Raw genomic sequence first — 15,476 nt, forward strand, 5'->3', positions numbered from 1 at the left:
TTCATGAAGAAAATATTGTTCCCTCTGATGCTCATCTTTGTACTTGCATTGAGCGCATGTGGCAATAGCAGCAGCTCTTCCTCAAATAAAGGAAATCAATCCACATCATCAGACAAAATTACATATCAATCTGAAAATGGGCCTGTGAAACTGCCAGCGCATCCAAAACGTGTTGTTGTGCTCGGTTCTTACACAGGGAATGTCATGTCACTTGGTGTGAACCTTGTCGGCGTTGACTCTTGGTCCAAAAAGAATCCGCGCTTCCAAAAGGAATTAAAAGGTGTGGAAGAAGTATCGGATGCCAATATAGAAAAAATCATGAAGCTAAAGCCTGACGTCATCATTGGCTTAAGCAATACTAAAAATGTAGAAAAGCTCAAAAAAATCGCACCAACCGTTTTATTTACGTATAACAAAGTTGATTACCTTCAGCAGCACATTGAAATTGGAAAAGTATTAAACAAAGAAAAAGAAGCAAAAGCTTGGGTTAAAGATTTCAAAAAACGCGCAGCTGAAGCTGGAAAAGAAATCAAAGCAAAAATCGGCGAAGATGCAACCGTTTCTGTCTTTGAAAGCGGCACAAAAGATCTTTACGTCTTTGGAGATGCATGGGGCCGCGGAACAGAAATTCTTTATCAAGCCATGAAACTGAAAATGCCTGAGAAAGTGAAAGAAAAAGCATTAAAAGCCGGCTACTACGCAGTTTCACAGGAGGTCATCCCTGAATTTGCAGGAGACTATATGATCATTAGTAAAAACAGCGAAATGGACAATTCCTATCAAAACAGTGAAATTTACAAGTCCATCCCGGCTGTCAAAAAACATCGTGTGTATGAAGCCAATGCAGAGGAATTCTATTTTAATGACCCACTCACACTTGAATTCCAACTATCATTCTTTAAAAAGCACTTTTTAGGTAAATAAGCTGAAGCAAGGGACCTCTTCCCTTGCTTTTTTCTTGTCTGCTTCTAGCGGCAGGGACTTTTTTCCGCTACAATGACAACAAGCGAATACAAAAAGTGTGGTGCTGATTTTGTTTAAGATTCTACTGATTGAAGATGATACAACCCTCTTCCAAGAAATCAAAGAACGTCTAGTCAACTGGTCCTATGATGTCTATGGGATTCAAGATTTTCATCAGGTGCTGCAGGAATTTACGGATGTCCAGCCTGATCTCGTCATTATTGATATACAGCTGCCAAAATACGATGGCTTTCACTGGTGCCGGATGATTAGGCATCATTCAAATGTTCCGATCATCTTCCTCTCCTCAAGAGACCACCCTGCTGATATGGTCATGTCGATGCAGCTCGGAGCCGATGATTTCGTGCAAAAGCCCTTCCACTTTGACGTACTCATTGCCAAAATTAGTGCTGTTCTTCGCCGCGTGCATGATTATAGTGCAGAACCGGCCAGCCTAAAGGTATGGTGCGGCGCTGCGATTGACCTAGAAAAAAATACCGTAACAAATGATCATGGTGAGGTTGAATTAACAAAAAATGAGTTATTTATTCTCAAGGAATTGATTCAGCATAAAAATCATATCGTCAGCCGTGAATCACTCATTCAAGCATTGTGGGAGGATGAACGGTTTGTCAGTGACAATACACTGACTGTAAACGTCAACCGCCTCAGAAAAAAACTAGACGAGATCTCCCTTGGCGCCTTCATTGAGACAAAAGTGGGTCAAGGCTATCTTGCAAAGGAAAAGGATGATCAATGATGCTGCAAGCATTTTTAAAAGAACGAAGAAGCTGGATTCTTTTCTTTCTTAGTTTGCAGCTCCTCATTCTGTTTGTTGCTTATTTGGATACGACCATTCCAATCGCTTCTCTTTTTTATATTGTGCTATTGTCTACGTTTCTCATGATTGTCTTTCTCTTTTTCCGATACCGAAAAGAAACGGCTTATTATGAAAGGCTCAAAGAATGGGATGATGACATTGAACATCAAATACGGCTAACCCCCTCTTCCCCATTTGAGCAGCTCATCCATGATGCAACGTCAGAGCAAATCGCACGCTACCGGCAGATGGCAACAGAGCAGAAAATCGCTCTTGAAGAAGAAAAAGATGAATTGCTCTCTTGGATACATGAGGTCAAAACACCGCTTACAGCGATGCGCTTAATGATTGACCGCTTAACAGATCAGCAGCTGAAATCAAATATGACGTATGAGTGGCTCAGAATCCATTTATTACTTGATGCCCAGCTGCACCAAAGCAGAGTACGTCATATCGAAAATGATTTATTCATTGAAAAGCTGGACCTGCAAAGCATCATAGCGAAAGAAATCAAGGCTCTCCAATCATGGTGTATGCAAAAAGGAATCGGCTTTGAGCTGACGCTGGAGGAACGTACCGTATTAAGTGATATAAAATGGTTATCCTTTATGATCAGACAGGTACTCACAAATGCAGTCAAATACAGCCATTCTTCCGATATTGTCATTGAAAGCAAGCAAATAAATGATCAAGTCATGCTGACGATTACAGATCAAGGCAGAGGAATTGATCCAAGAGACATCTCTCGTATTTTTGAAAAAGGCTTTACCTCAACAAGACATCACAATGACACCGCCTCAACGGGAATGGGGCTCTATTTAACGAAAAAAGGAGCAGACGCTCTTCATATGACGATCGAGGTCAACTCCACGATAGATGAAGGTACAACCTTCACCTTCATCTTTCCGAAAAAGAATGATTTTGTTCATATTGCGAGCATGTGACAACAATGTCACATGCTCGTCTATTTTGTTCGCCAAATCGAAGGACGTCTAGCAGGCTTCTTTTTATACTAGAGATATCAATTAAAAGAAAAAGGGGTTCAGCAAATGAACATTTTAGAAGCTCGCAAAATTTATAAAAGCTATGGAAATAAATTCAACAAACAAGAGGTGCTGAGCGGCATTGATTTGACCATTGAAGCCGGGGAATTTGTCAGTATTATGGGGCCATCAGGCTCGGGGAAAACAACTCTTCTGAACGTATTGTCCTCTATCGATCATGTGTCCAGCGGATCCATTCGTATTGCAGATGCTGAGATGACGCAAATGAAGGATCAGCAGCTTGCGGAATTTAGAAAAAAGCAGCTTGGCTTTGTTTTTCAAGATTATAATTTACTTGATACACTCACGGTCAAAGAAAATATTCTTTTGCCTTTATCCATCTCCAAAACACCAAAAAAAGAAGCTTTTGAACGTTTTCAGCAGCTCGCAGAAGACATGGGGATTTATGAACTAAGGGACAAATACCCGAATGAACTCTCTGGTGGACAAAAGCAGCGGACATCGGCGGTTCGTGCCTTCATTCATGAACCAAGTCTTATTTTCGCTGATGAACCTACAGGGGCACTTGATTCCAAATCTGCATCTGACCTGCTCAACAAGCTGCAAGATTTCAATCGTAAACGAAAAGCGACCATTGTGATGGTGACACATGATCCTGTCGCAGCCAGCTATTCAAGCCGCGTCATTTTTATCAAGGATGGACAGATTTATACACAGTTGAATAAAGGCGCTTTAGAAAGAAAAATGTTTTTCGACGATATTATGAAAACGCAAGGTGTCTTAGGCGGTGTGAAGCATGAACATTAATCAGCTCATCTTCCGTAACCTGAAGAAAAATTTGAAGAATTACTATTTATATGTGTTTGCTCTCGTGTTTAGTGTCGCGCTCTATTTTTCCTTTGTCACCTTGCAGTACTCACCAGCACTTGATGATGTAAAAGGCTCCATTAAGGGCGGTGCGGCGATCAAAGCCGCTTCTGTACTACTCATTGCCATTGTTGGGATCTTCCTGTTATATGCGAACAGCATTTTTATTAAACGCAGAGGGAGAGAAATAGGCCTCCTTCAGCTCATTGGCATGACGAAACAAAAAATTGCCAAACTGCTTAATGCAGAAAATTTTATTCTATACGTATTCTCCATGGGTGTTGGCATCATAGCTGGATTTATCGGTTCAAAACTCATGCTGATGGTGCTATTTAAAGTAACCGGCGTCAGCGCCATCGCCAACCTGCACTTTTCAGGCAGGGCCCTTTTACAGACACTTATCGTCTTTTTCATCATCTATGGATTAATCATGTTAAGAAATAGATGGTTTATTAATAGACAGACGATTTTATCTTTGTTTAGAACAACATCTTCGACAGAACAGCGTGTGAAAAAGATCTCTGTGTTTGAAATCATCATTGGGGTTTTCGGTATTGTCCTGATCAGCTCAGGCTATTATATTTCTTCTAAGCTTTTTACCGGGTCATATACGTCGATGCTTGAGTTACTTTTAGCCATGATTTATATTCTAGCCTCTGTCATCATCGGTACCTTTCTTTTTTACAAAGGCTCTGTTTCTTTCATTGCCAATATCGTACGTAAAAGAAAAAATGGCTATCTCGCCATTCACGAAGTGTTATCTTTGTCATCCATTATGTTCCGGCTAAAATCAAATGCACTGCTTTTAACGATCATTACAACCGTATCTGCACTTGCCATCGGTTTGCTGGCTCTTAGCTACATTTCCTATTACTCAGCAGAAAAAACCGCTGAGCAGCAAATTCCAGCTCATTTCGTCATGGGCTCAGAAAAAGAAGCAGCAACCTTCACTCGTGCACTTTCTGACAAACATATTGCTTATGATCAAAAGCAGGTCAAAGTGATTCAAGCAAAATTTGATGCGAAAAAAATCATGGATTCAGAGTTGAAAAATATGAATAATGATCCAGGCGTATTGACACTGCCTGTGATCAGTGAGAAAAACGCACCAAATATTCATGTGGAGAAAAGCGAAGTGATTTTAAGCGGCTACAGTGATCTATTAAAGAAATTCATGCCGATTCAAAGCTCAGGCGATGTGAAGCTTCTCATCAAGGAGCCTGTTGATTTGAAAGTCATGGATATGAAGAAAGATTATCTCATTTCTTACAACTTCACTTTTGGCGGTCTGCCTGTTGCCGTCGTGAGTCAAAATGTTTTTGAGGAGCTCGACAAGCAGAAAGATCCAAAGCTGCAGCTTGAGAATAGCCAATATAACGCAGTTAATATAAAAGATGATAAAAATCTTGAACAAGCAAATAGCGTGTTTACATCTTTAAAACTAAGTGACAAAAGCATGTCTCAATTAGCTTCAGCTCAGCAGCAAAAACAAACAATAGGACTAATGATGTTTGTGGTCGGATTTTTAGGTCTCAGCTTCCTTGTCACATCAGGCTGCATTTTATACTTTAAACAAATGAATGAAAGTGAAGAGGAACAAAGCTCCTATACGATCTTGCGTAAGCTTGGTTTTACTGAGAAGGATCTATTAAAAGGCATCCGACTTAAACAGCTGTTTAACTTTGGGATTCCGCTCATCATCGGATTGCTGCACAGCTACTTTGCTGTACAATCAGGCTGGTTTTTGTTCGGCGGAGAATTGTGGACTCCAATGCTCATCGTCATGTCGATTTACACTGCCCTCTATTCTGTCTTCGGATTTCTGTCTGTCCAATATTATAAAAAGGTCATTAAAGAATCCTTGTAATCAATTCCCCATAGGCATCGCCTATGGGGTTATTTTATTTACGAAGGTGTTGATTCAAACTTGTGTGATAAAATATGGTCTCTTGCTGCATAAGCTTTTCGTTTGACCTCTTCTAGGTTCACATCAACAAGCTTTCCGTTTCGTTTCACGACTTTTCCAGCCACATAAACAGAATCAACATTTGAAGGGTGTGCCGTTTGGACAACCGCGCCAGCCGGATCTGTCATCGGCAGAAGATTCATGCTTGTCCGGTCGATTAGGATGAAATCAGCTTCTTTCCCAGGTGTAAGCGACCCAATTTTATGATCGAGCTGTAATGCACGAGCCCCATTGATCGTCGCAGCTTCAAGCATTTGATGAGCAGACAGCCCAAGTTCAGGCCCCGGCATGATCCCATCCATTAACAACGATTGATTTTGGATCGCGCGCTCTGCTTGAAGTCCGAATTTCATTTGGGCAAACAAATCTCCTCCTGTCGCTGTCACTACGTCTACACCGAGCGTTGGAAGAACACCTTGTGCAATTGCAAGTCCTGTGACAGGATAACCGTGACCCATCATCATTTCAATTTCAGGGGTAATGGATATGGAGCTTCCGCTGTCTGCCAGCATCTTCATTTGATCCGCATCAATTGCATTAATATGCACCATGTTCAAATCCGGTCCGAGTAACCCTGCTTTGTGAAGCCGCTCAATCGATCGATCCTCCGCTCCCCAATTCCCAAAGCCGATGTGCATACTGCATAGAGCATCTAGAGACCGGGCTGTTTCAATTTCAAATACCGACGTCTCCCATGAAGAAAACTCTGGTCCACGAATCGCAAGTCCCATTGTTAAAAGCTGATCTGATGATTGAAAATGCGCTTTTTTCACACGTGCTGCGTCCTCCATATTAGTGAGCGTACTCTCTCTATCCCAATATTCAGCATCTCCAGAGGACCCAAAAGCAAAAACAGCTCGTATGCCCGCATCTTTTAATCCTTCAATGAGCTCTTCTGTATGATCCATTGAATTGATCATCGTCCAGTCTAAGAACGTGGTCACACCTGCATCTAAAGCCTCTAATGCCCCTAAATAATTGGCGATTCGATCGTCGGATGGGCGTCTCATCGCTCCATAGTTGCCATAATAGATTTTGCTCAAATATGTCTGCAAAGACCAATCCGTCCCTATGCCCCGGATGACAGACTGCCACACATGCCGATGTGTATCTACAAGACCTGGCATGATGACCATATCAGATGCATCGACGATGTCTGCATCACTTACTTCAATTGAAGGCCTAACTTCTAAAATATGTTTCCCTTCAATTAACAAATCTCCCTTTTCAAGAAAACCTAAAGATGGATCCAGTGTTAAGAGAGCTGCATCTTTAAACAATGTTTTCTTCATCCATATCCCCCTTTTCAAATGACGAGGATAAATGCCCCCGCCTCAATGACATTTTAAAACAGAACAGGATCGAATTAGAAGAAAAGTGACTTATCTCAATATATGAAGAGCAGGCGTTTCTGAAATAGTTCTTTCGATCATCCCAAACTCAAAGAATTTCATAGGTTTGATTCCGATATATTGTAAGGCTGCTACACTTCCAACATAAAAAAAGCGCAGGATCATTACGTCCAAACGCTTCTTTGTTTGATTCTCTATGTACCTTACACAATCAATTGATACCCAATGTATAACGCAACCAGCCAGATCATGACCGCCGAAGCCTTATTGATACGGTTCATCCATTTGCCGTTTGTATCTAACTTTCCTAACATCTTCCCTAAAAGGGCGAGCCCCATAAACCATAACCAGGACACGATGATACAGGCAAGTGTAAACGCCAGCTTTTCTGCCCCGCTATATTGCAGCGAATTCGTACCAATGACACCTATCGTATCGAGAATCGCATGGGGATTTAAAAGAGAAACTGAACAAGCAAATAAAATTTGTTTTCTTGCAGGCATTAATTTCTGCTTCTCTTCATCACCTGAAGATGAGCTTGTGTTCCATACAGACCATCCCATATACACTAAAAAACAAAAACCAATGATATAAAGGCCGATTTGCAGCACAGGAATGGTAAACACCACAACAGAAACACCTATGACAGCTAAAGCAATTAAAAGTGTGTCACAAAGAGCAGCTGTGATGACGACAGGTATTGCTCGATATAATTGAGGCTGCAGCGCTCCTTGTTGAAATACAAATACATTTTGTGCACCCAAAGGTAAAATGAGACCAAAGGCAAGCACAATTCCATGAATGATCGCAATGGACATCTACTAACATTCTCCTTTTTCAGCAATTCCTACACATTTTAACATAAAACATTATGCTCACTTTCAACGAATTTGATTTTCCATACAAAAAAGCGCTGGATGCTTCCATCCATACGCTTCTCACTTCTTTATGATTGACCTTTTCGTGCAAGCTCTCTTTCTCTCAGCTCTACACGGCGAATTTTCGCTGACGGTGTTTTTGGCAGTTCGTCAATGAATTCGATTTCTCTTGGGTATTTGTATGGTGCTGTTGTGTTTTTCACATGTGTTTGCAGCTCTTTGATCAATTCATCACTTTGCACAGTTCCATCACGAAGGACGACGTATGCTTTCACGATTGATCCTCTGATTTCATCCGGGCTTGCCACAACTGCACATTCCTTCACTGCTGGATGCTTGATCAGCGCATCCTCTACTTCAAACGGTCCAATCGTATAGCCTGAGCTGACAATGATGTCATCTCTGCGGCTTTCAAACCAGAAGTACCCATCTTCGTCTTTTTTCGCGCGGTCACCCGTAATAAAGTAATTGCCGCGGCGCTGCGCCTTTGTACGCTCTTCGTCTTTATAGTATTCCTTAAATAAAGCCGGCGTTTCAAGATGGACCGCAATGTCACCAATTTCTCCAGGTGCGCAGACGTTTCCATCCTCATCAATGATATCTACTTCGTTGCCAGGGGTTGGTTTTCCCATACTGCCTGGCTTGATGTCCATTCCTTTTAGCACCCCTACGAGCAGTGTGCTTTCAGTTTGGCCATAGCCGTCTCGTACTTCTATATCGAAATGCTTTTTGAATGTATCAATGACTTCACGGTTCAGCGGCTCTCCCGCAGAAACAGCACTATGCAGCTTCGGCAGCTCGTACTGACTTAAATCATCTACTTTTGCCATAAAGCGATATTCTGTCGGTGTACAGCATAGGACATTGATTTCATTTTTTTGAAGCAGCTCTAAGTATGTATTTGGATTGAATTTTCCTCCATACACAAAGCCTTCTGCTCCACTTCCTAACACAGATAAGAGGGGGCTCCACACCCATTTTTGCCAGCCTGGTCCTGCTGTTGCCCATACTTTATCTCCTTCACTAATGGAGAGCCATGCTTTGGCAGCTGTGCGTAAATGTGCATACGCCCATCCGTGTGTATGAACAACCCCTTTTGGGTTCCCTGTTGTACCTGATGTGTAGGATAAAAACGCCATGTCTGTGCGCTTTGTATCTGCCAATTCAAGTTCGTTTGATTGCTCTTCTTTTTGCGCTAGAATGTTTCTCCAGCCATGATCGTTTTCACCGATTGAGAATGTTTTAAAATCGTTTGGCTGTTTGGTTCCGTCGAACGATTGAATGAATGAAGAGTAAACGATCGCTCCCTTTGCTTCTGCATGTTCAATTCGATAATCTATATCTTTTGCACGCAGCATTTCTGAACAAGGAATCACGACCATTCCTGTTTTCAAAATCGCTAAATAAATGCTGTATGCCTCGAGCATGCGCGGCACCATCACAATGATTTTATCGCCTTTTTTGAAGCCTGCTTTTAATAAAACATGTCCAATTTTATTTGCCTCTTCCACTAATGCTGCATACGTCACATGCGCTTCGTGGCCATTGCCGTCCTGCCAGTGCAGGGCCATTTTCTCCTTGTCATGACTGAACGCTTCAATCTCGCTGACTAAGTTATATTGTTCTGGTGCAATTAAGTCTTCTCTTTTCATGGTACAGCTCCTTTTAGCCTCTTTCTTATGAAACGAAACATGTTTCAATTTACCTATTCTAACACTCATAACTGAAAAATGCTTGAATTAGGACCTACTCCTAGTATTATGCCATAATTTTTTTCATCCGTCTTCTTTTTTAAAAATATTCTAACTATTTATATGTACAAAAAGAAAAGAGCGGGAAGGATCCCGCTCATAAGCCATAGCTTTTAAATTGTGTGTCTTAGAAAGATCCGCCACCCATATGTTGTTGAGCGTAAGATACAAGACGCTTAGTGATTTCTCCACCAACTGATCCGTTAGCGCGAGATGTAGTTTCTGCACCAAGGTTTACACCAAATTCAGAAGCGATTTCGTACTTCATTTGGTCGATAGCTTGTGCAGCGCCTGGTACTAGTAATTGGTTAGAACTGCTTTGTCTGTTTTGTTGAGCCATGTGTTCTCACCTCCTTGTGAATATAGAATGTGTAGAAACACATGACTTCATGCGATTGATTTTATGGTAATTATTATGAAATTTTCGTTTTAGAATAAATCAGCGAATTCGTCTGCCGCTTTCTTTTCATTTGTCACAATAATTGTTTCAATTTGCTCTACTGCCTCGTCCAGCATCGGCTCGAAATCAGCAAAGCTTTCGTAGCGTTCTACCTTCTCAAGCTTTGGTTTTGTTTTAGGGGACGGCGGCGTAAAGATCGTACAGCAATCCTCGAAAGGCTGAATGCTTGTATCGTATGTGCCAATTCTTCTCGCTTCATCAATAATGTCATTTTTATCGACAGCAATGAGCGGGCGGATGATTGGTGTATTGGTCACATGGTTAATGGCATACATGCTTTCAAGTGTCTGACTTGCCACTTGACCAAGGCTTTCTCCGGTAATAATCGCAAGGGCATCGCGCTTTTCTCTTATTTTGTCAGCTATTTTCAGCATCATTCTTCTTGTTGATGTCATCGTATAGTTTTCAGGAACTTGTTTGTGAATCAGCTCTTGAATTTTTGTAAAAGGTACGATGTGAAGCTTCACTTCGCCTCCATATGCTGCCAGGCATTCTGCAAGATCAATGACCTTTTGTTTGGCACGTTCACTTGTATACGGCGGACTAAAGAAATGCACAGCTTCAATTTCAATTCCGCGTTTCATTGCTTGATAGCCGGCAACCGGGCTGTCAAAGCCGCCGGAAAGCATGAGCATCGCTCTTCCGCTAGAACCGACCGGCAGGCCGCCTGCACCTTTAACATCTTTAAATGTAATGTACGTTGCGTTCTCTCTGATTTCTATGCGTAAATGCACATCCGGCTGTTTCACATTGACCGTTAAGTTTTCCGTATTCCTTAGAACATATCCGCCAATTTCACGGTTCATTTCATTTGAATCAAGTTCAAATTGTTTATAAGAGCGTTTCGTTGAGACTTTAAATGTATTTCCTTGTTCATACACTTCCTGTACCGCTGTTAGTGCCGCTTCTTTAATCGCATCTAGATTCGTCTCACATTTAACCGCAAGACTAAAGCTCTGAATGCCAAATACACTTTTGAGCTGTTCTGAAATTGGTTCAGGGTCTTCTCCGTTCAGCATAATCGTGATGCGGTCTCTATCAGATGCAACCTTTAATGCTTCAAAATCCTTTAAGACGAATCGAATGTGCTGTCTTAGTTTTTCAATAAATTTCTTTCTATTCTTCCCTTTTGTTGAGATCTCACCAAAACGGACTAAAATATGATCATATTTCATGCTGTTATCTCATTCCTTTTAATTTTTTCACACTTTGTGCGATCGATGTGATGATTTGCGGCGTTAGCTCTGGTCCTTGCCCATACGTCAAGCTGATTCTCATACTGCTTTTGGCTACTTCCTCTGGTTTTCCCATTGCCAGCAGGACACGGCTTGGCTCTTTTTTCTTAGCTGAGCAGGCAGAGGTTGTAGAAACATATATGCCTTCTTTTTCAAGCATATGGAGGAGGACCTCAATTTGAATACCCGGCACTGAAAAATTCACAATGTGCGGCGCACTTAGCGCCTGCGGTGTGTTCATCACAATACCTTCTATGTCTCCAAGCTGTTTTTGCAGCTGCGTTTTTAAGTTCAGCATCTCATCATGATACTTGTCAAGCTGTTCAAATGATTGTTTCATGGCTTTTGCTAAGCTGACAGCTCCAGCAGGGTTTTCAGTACCTGAACGAAGCCCTAATTCCTGCTCTCCCCCAGTAATGAAAGGGGCGAGAGTGACATCTTTCTTTAAAAAGAGTGCTCCAGTGCCTTTTAAACCATGAATTTTATGGCCTGACATTGTCAAAATGTCTACATCCAGCTGTTTATTGAGTGCCACCTTGCACATTCCCTGCACCCCGTCGACATGAAAAAGTGCGTTTTCGGCATGCTCGCGAATAATGCCAGCAGCTTCTTCAATTGGCTGGATGGCACCGGTTTCGTTATTGACGTGCATCATGCTGACAAGCACTGTATCAGGGCGAAGCACTTCTTTTAAATGAGTCATATCTGCATGGCCATGCTCATTTACTTGAATATAGGAGATGTCAAAGCCAAATAACGCCTTCAGCTGTTCAAACGATTCAATAACAGAAGGATGCTCTATTTCTGTGGTCACAATATGCTTGCCCCGGTTCATTTTGGCAAGTGCTGCCCCTTTAATGGCAATGTTATTCGCTTCTGTTGCACCAGAAGTAAAAATAATCTTATATTGTTTCAAGCCCGTGTAGTGAAGCATTTGTTTTCTCGTTTCATTTAACAGCCGGCTTGCATCAATTCCGAGCTGATGAAGCGAAGATGGATTTCCAAAATAACGTTCACTCACTTGCTGATATACTTGTAAAACCTCAGGGTACGGTTTTGTGGTTGCACTATTATCAAGATACATCATGGCGAAACTCCTTATCCTCTTGCGTTTAACTAATATGATCCGAATTCCTTTTATTTCAATATAAAGCGGTATATTGACAACCTCATCAATTCACTATATCATGCATAGTGCCATTGTCATATTTTTTCCTAAATTGACAGAATATTTAAACATGGCGGAAAAATAAAATAATAGGGGGATAACCTTATGAATAATAAGTTAAGTCAAACAGACACATTAGCCATCGGCTTAATGTTGTTTGCACTCTTTTTCGGCGCAGGCAATATGATATTCCCTCCTGTACTTGGACAGTACGCAGGTGAAAACGTATGGCTTGCGATCGGTGGATTTTTACTGACAGGAGTTGGACTTCCGCTCTTAGGTGTCATCGCCGTTGCCCTGACAGGAACTGGAGCAAAAGGGCTTGCTGACAAAGCTCATCCTACATTCGGTACCATTTTCACCGTCATTTTATATTTATCCATTGGGCCTTTCTTTGCGATCCCTCGTACTGGAACGGTTTCTTATGAAATTGGGCTGGCGCCGTTTCTGACTGAAGCGCAGTCTGAATCATGGATTCCATTATTCTTGTTTTCGATTGCTTTTTTCGGCATTACTTATGCTCTTGCTTTAAATCCATCGAAACTCGTTGACCGAATCGGTAAAATTTTAACACCAATTTTACTCGCTGTCATTGCTTTAATTGTGATCAAAGCGATTGCGACACCAATGGGTGGAATTGGCAGTCCGCATCCAACCTATGATGGAAGCCCGCTCTTTACCGGGTTTTTAGAAGGCTACAAAACGATGGATGCTCTTGCTTCAATCGTTTTCGGAATTGTCGTTGTCACGGCTGTGAAAGAACGCGGTATTACAGAACGAAAATCGATTGCAGCAGCCTGTATTAAAGCAGGGCTTGTCGCAGCTGCTGGACTAGCTCTTGTGTACATATCACTCGCTTATGTCGGAGCGTCAAGTCCTGAGGCTACAGGCATGGTCGGGGCAAATGACGGAGGGAAACTCCTTTCGCTTGCGGCAAACTTTTTATTTGGTTCTGCTGGAAATATTGTGTTAGGAGCTGCGATTTTATTTGCATGTTTGACCACAAGTATTGGACTTGTTTCATCCTGTGGGGAATATTTTTCTTCGCTATTTCCACGCTTTTCTTATCGCACAGTAGTTTTAGTTGTATCTTTATTCAGTACATTTGTAGCAAACCTTGGACTGGCACAAATTATTTCGCTCTCTGTTCCGGTTCTTGTTGCGATTTATCCGTTAGCCATCGTGATCATTCTCTTATCTTTTCTTGATCGCTGGATCAACGGAAGACGGATTATTTATATCGCTTCACTCCTTTTCACAGGTGTCTTTGCTGTGATTGATGGGTTAGTTGCAGCGGAAATCCCTCTTGGCGGATTACCTGAATTTTTAGAAGCTGTTGTTCCTTTATACAAACTTGGGATCGGCTGGGCTATCCCTGCCGTACTTGGAGCCATTATTGGTCTTCTTATTTCTTTGTTTACGAGTCCACCTAAACAGCCTGCTTAATCAAGCATCAAAACTAAAAACATCCCTTTCCATAAGAGAAAGGGATGTTTTTTTATGTTCTTCATATACTAAAATAGAAAAATTCATGACTTTTGTATGAAAACACATGTTGACATCAGGCGTACATCCTTTATAATTAGTGAATGTTAATGAAGAACCGTTTTAGCAGCTAATTAACAGAATATTTCAACATAATATTGGAGGCTTTATATTCAATGAAGGCAACATTGTCGACGAAAGATACGATTATTATAGGTTTTATGTTATTTGCTTTATTCTTCGGCGCCGGAAATATGATTTATCCACCAGAGCTTGGGCAATATGCCGGAACAAATGTATGGAAAGCAATGGGCGGATTTTTATTAACAGGTGTCGGTTTACCTCTACTCGGGATTATTGCAATTGCTTTAACAGGGCGTGATGCAAAAGGACTTGCAGATAAGGCTCACCCAGTGTTTGGAACAGCATTCACCGTCATTTTATATTTATCCATTGGACCGCTTTTCGCTATTCCGCGTACAGGAACAGTTTCGTATGAGATTGGGGCATTACCATTTTTATCAAGTGTACCAGCTTGGCTGTCCCTTCTTTTATTTACACTCGTCTTTTTCGGTATTACGTATTACCTTGCTTTAAATCCAACGAAAATCGTGGATCGTGTAGGGAAAATATTAACACCGATTAAATTTACGATCATTTTTATTATCATTGTTAAAGCCATTTTGACACCGATGGGCGTCATTGGTACACCAGATGTATCTTATAGCAACGGATCGTTTTTCAAAGGATTTTTAGAGGGCTATAAAACGATGGATGCTCTTGCTTCTATTGTATTTGGAATTGTTGTCATCAACGCAATTAAAGGACGCGGTGTGACAAGTAAAAAGGCACTGGCTTCTGCTTGTATCAAAGCGGGTTTGATTGCAGCTGCTGGATTAACCTTCGTTTACCTGTCACTTGCGTATCTAGGTGCTTCTAGTACACATGCCATTGGATTCGTTGGAGATGGAAGCAAAATCTTAGCTCAGTCTTCTCAGTTCCTTTTCGGAAGTCTAGGAAATATTGTGTTAGGTGCTGCCATCACAGTCGCTTGTTTAACAACAAGTATCGGTCTTGTCACATCATGCGGAGAGTATTTCTCAAAGTTACTTCCTAAGCTTTCTTATAAAATGGTCGTGACACTTGTTACATTATTTAGTTTCATTATTTCTAACTTTGGACTTGCTCATATTGTTGCTTTCTCTGTTCCAGTCTTAACAGCGATTTATCCGCTGGCGATTGTGATCATCGTTCTATCACTTGCTGATAAATGGCTTGGACATAGAAGACCTGTGTATGTCCTCTCGTTAATTTTAACAGGGTGCGTCAGCTTATTTGACGGCTTAGCAGCAGCAAAGCTTCCAATCGGTCCAGTAAAAGACATTTTCCAAACAGTGCTGCCTTTTTATGACCTTGGCATTGGCTGGCTTGTCCCTGCGATACTTGGGGTCGCCATTGGGTTCGTGATCTCACTTTTCACTTCTTCTGCTTCAGAAGAACGCCAGAAACAGGCATCATAATACAAAA

13 protein-coding genes are annotated in these 15,476 nt (G+C 41.5%); 7 read left to right on the forward strand and 6 right to left on the reverse strand.

The window, feature by feature from the left end:
- Positions 1-3: 3 nt before the first annotated feature.
- From NSS65_RS13965 to NSS65_RS13985, 5 genes are all read left to right on the forward strand, one after another.
- Positions 4-924, forward strand: a complete 921-nt coding sequence (locus NSS65_RS13965; protein WP_326134857.1) for an iron-hydroxamate ABC transporter substrate-binding protein — start codon at positions 4-6, stop codon at positions 922-924.
- A 109-nt stretch (positions 925-1,033) separates the two neighbouring features.
- On the forward strand, positions 1,034-1,723 hold the full coding sequence (locus tag NSS65_RS13970) for a response regulator transcription factor (RefSeq protein WP_034279586.1): 690 nt from the start codon (positions 1,034-1,036) through the stop codon (positions 1,721-1,723).
- Entirely contained in the window at positions 1,723-2,727 is a 1,005-nt protein-coding gene (locus NSS65_RS13975) for a sensor histidine kinase (protein ID WP_326134858.1), read from the forward strand. Before NSS65_RS13970 ends, NSS65_RS13975 begins: the two co-directional genes overlap by 1 nt.
- A gap of 105 nt (positions 2,728-2,832) precedes the next feature.
- Complete coding sequence (locus NSS65_RS13980; protein WP_326134859.1) at positions 2,833-3,594, forward strand: ABC transporter ATP-binding protein; 762 nt, start codon at positions 2,833-2,835, stop codon at positions 3,592-3,594.
- Positions 3,584-5,521, forward strand: coding sequence for an ABC transporter permease (locus tag NSS65_RS13985; RefSeq protein ID WP_041114998.1), 1,938 nt, complete (start codon positions 3,584-3,586; stop codon positions 5,519-5,521). Before NSS65_RS13980 ends, NSS65_RS13985 begins: the two co-directional genes overlap by 11 nt.
- Positions 5,522-5,559: 38 nt before the next feature.
- Here NSS65_RS13985 and NSS65_RS13990 read toward each other — a convergent pair whose 3' ends face one another.
- The 6 genes from NSS65_RS13990 to NSS65_RS14015 form a co-directional block, all read right to left on the reverse strand.
- Positions 5,560-6,912 carry an amidohydrolase family protein gene (locus tag NSS65_RS13990; RefSeq protein ID WP_326134860.1) on the reverse strand — a complete coding sequence of 451 codons (1,353 nt, stop codon included), beginning with the start codon at positions 6,910-6,912 and terminating at the stop codon, positions 5,560-5,562.
- A gap of 263 nt (positions 6,913-7,175) precedes the next feature.
- Positions 7,176-7,790 (reverse strand): LysE/ArgO family amino acid transporter, encoded by a 615-nt coding sequence (locus NSS65_RS13995; RefSeq protein ID WP_268420569.1) that lies wholly within the window; start codon positions 7,788-7,790, stop codon positions 7,176-7,178.
- A 128-nt stretch (positions 7,791-7,918) separates the two neighbouring features.
- Positions 7,919-9,502: an acyl--CoA ligase gene (locus NSS65_RS14000; RefSeq protein WP_211043089.1), complete on the reverse strand. Its 1,584-nt coding sequence runs from the start codon at positions 9,500-9,502 to the stop codon at positions 7,919-7,921.
- Positions 9,503-9,728: 226 nt separating this feature from the next.
- The gene (locus NSS65_RS14005; RefSeq protein ID WP_024424829.1) at positions 9,729-9,941 is read right to left on the reverse strand and encodes an alpha/beta-type small acid-soluble spore protein; all 213 of its coding nucleotides are present in this window, start codon (positions 9,939-9,941) and stop codon (positions 9,729-9,731) included.
- Positions 9,942-10,030: 89 nt separating this feature from the next.
- Positions 10,031-11,236, reverse strand: a complete 1,206-nt coding sequence (gene thiI / locus NSS65_RS14010; protein ID WP_065214525.1) for a tRNA uracil 4-sulfurtransferase ThiI — start codon at positions 11,234-11,236, stop codon at positions 10,031-10,033.
- Between the two features lie 4 nt (positions 11,237-11,240).
- Positions 11,241-12,383 carry a cysteine desulfurase family protein gene (locus tag NSS65_RS14015; protein WP_144496311.1) on the reverse strand — a complete coding sequence of 381 codons (1,143 nt, stop codon included), beginning with the start codon at positions 12,381-12,383 and terminating at the stop codon, positions 11,241-11,243.
- Between the two features lie 186 nt (positions 12,384-12,569).
- Between NSS65_RS14015 and brnQ (NSS65_RS14020) the strand changes: the two genes are divergently transcribed.
- Together brnQ (NSS65_RS14020) and brnQ (NSS65_RS14025) are read left to right on the forward strand one after the other, a co-directional pair.
- The gene (brnQ, locus tag NSS65_RS14020) at positions 12,570-13,910 is read left to right on the forward strand and encodes a branched-chain amino acid transport system II carrier protein (RefSeq protein WP_326134861.1); all 1,341 of its coding nucleotides are present in this window, start codon (positions 12,570-12,572) and stop codon (positions 13,908-13,910) included.
- Between the two features lie 215 nt (positions 13,911-14,125).
- A complete protein-coding gene (brnQ, locus tag NSS65_RS14025; RefSeq protein ID WP_034279555.1) occupies positions 14,126-15,469 on the forward strand; it encodes a branched-chain amino acid transport system II carrier protein in 1,344 nt (447 codons plus the stop codon).
- The last annotated feature ends 7 nt before the right edge of the window (positions 15,470-15,476 follow it).

It is taken from the genome of Bacillus sp. FSL K6-1006 (assembly GCF_038593175.1).
Classification (GTDB): Bacteria; Bacillota; Bacilli; order Bacillales; family Bacillaceae; genus Bacillus; species Bacillus safensis.

Coding starts and splice junctions, on each gene's coding strand:
- NSS65_RS13990 (WP_326134860.1), bottom strand. CDS start 6,912: ATGAAGAAAACATTGTTTAAAGATGCAGCTCTCTTAACACTGGATCCA.
- NSS65_RS14015 (WP_144496311.1), bottom strand. CDS start 12,383: ATGATGTATCTTGATAATAGTGCAACCACAAAACCGTACCCTGAGGTT.
- NSS65_RS14000 (WP_211043089.1), bottom strand. CDS start 9,502: ATGAAAAGAGAAGACTTAATTGCACCAGAACAATATAACTTAGTCAGC.
- brnQ (WP_034279555.1), top strand. CDS start 14,126: ATGAAGGCAACATTGTCGACGAAAGATACGATTATTATAGGTTTTATG.
- NSS65_RS13995 (WP_268420569.1), bottom strand. CDS start 7,790: ATGTCCATTGCGATCATTCATGGAATTGTGCTTGCCTTTGGTCTCATT.
- NSS65_RS13975 (WP_326134858.1), top strand. CDS start 1,723: ATGCTGCAAGCATTTTTAAAAGAACGAAGAAGCTGGATTCTTTTCTTT.
- NSS65_RS14005 (WP_024424829.1), bottom strand. CDS start 9,941: ATGGCTCAACAAAACAGACAAAGCAGTTCTAACCAATTACTAGTACCA.
- thiI (WP_065214525.1), bottom strand. CDS start 11,236: ATGAAATATGATCATATTTTAGTCCGTTTTGGTGAGATCTCAACAAAA.
- brnQ (WP_326134861.1), top strand. CDS start 12,570: ATGAATAATAAGTTAAGTCAAACAGACACATTAGCCATCGGCTTAATG.
- NSS65_RS13965 (WP_326134857.1), top strand. CDS start 4: ATGAAGAAAATATTGTTCCCTCTGATGCTCATCTTTGTACTTGCATTG.
- NSS65_RS13980 (WP_326134859.1), top strand. CDS start 2,833: ATGAACATTTTAGAAGCTCGCAAAATTTATAAAAGCTATGGAAATAAA.
- NSS65_RS13985 (WP_041114998.1), top strand. CDS start 3,584: ATGAACATTAATCAGCTCATCTTCCGTAACCTGAAGAAAAATTTGAAG.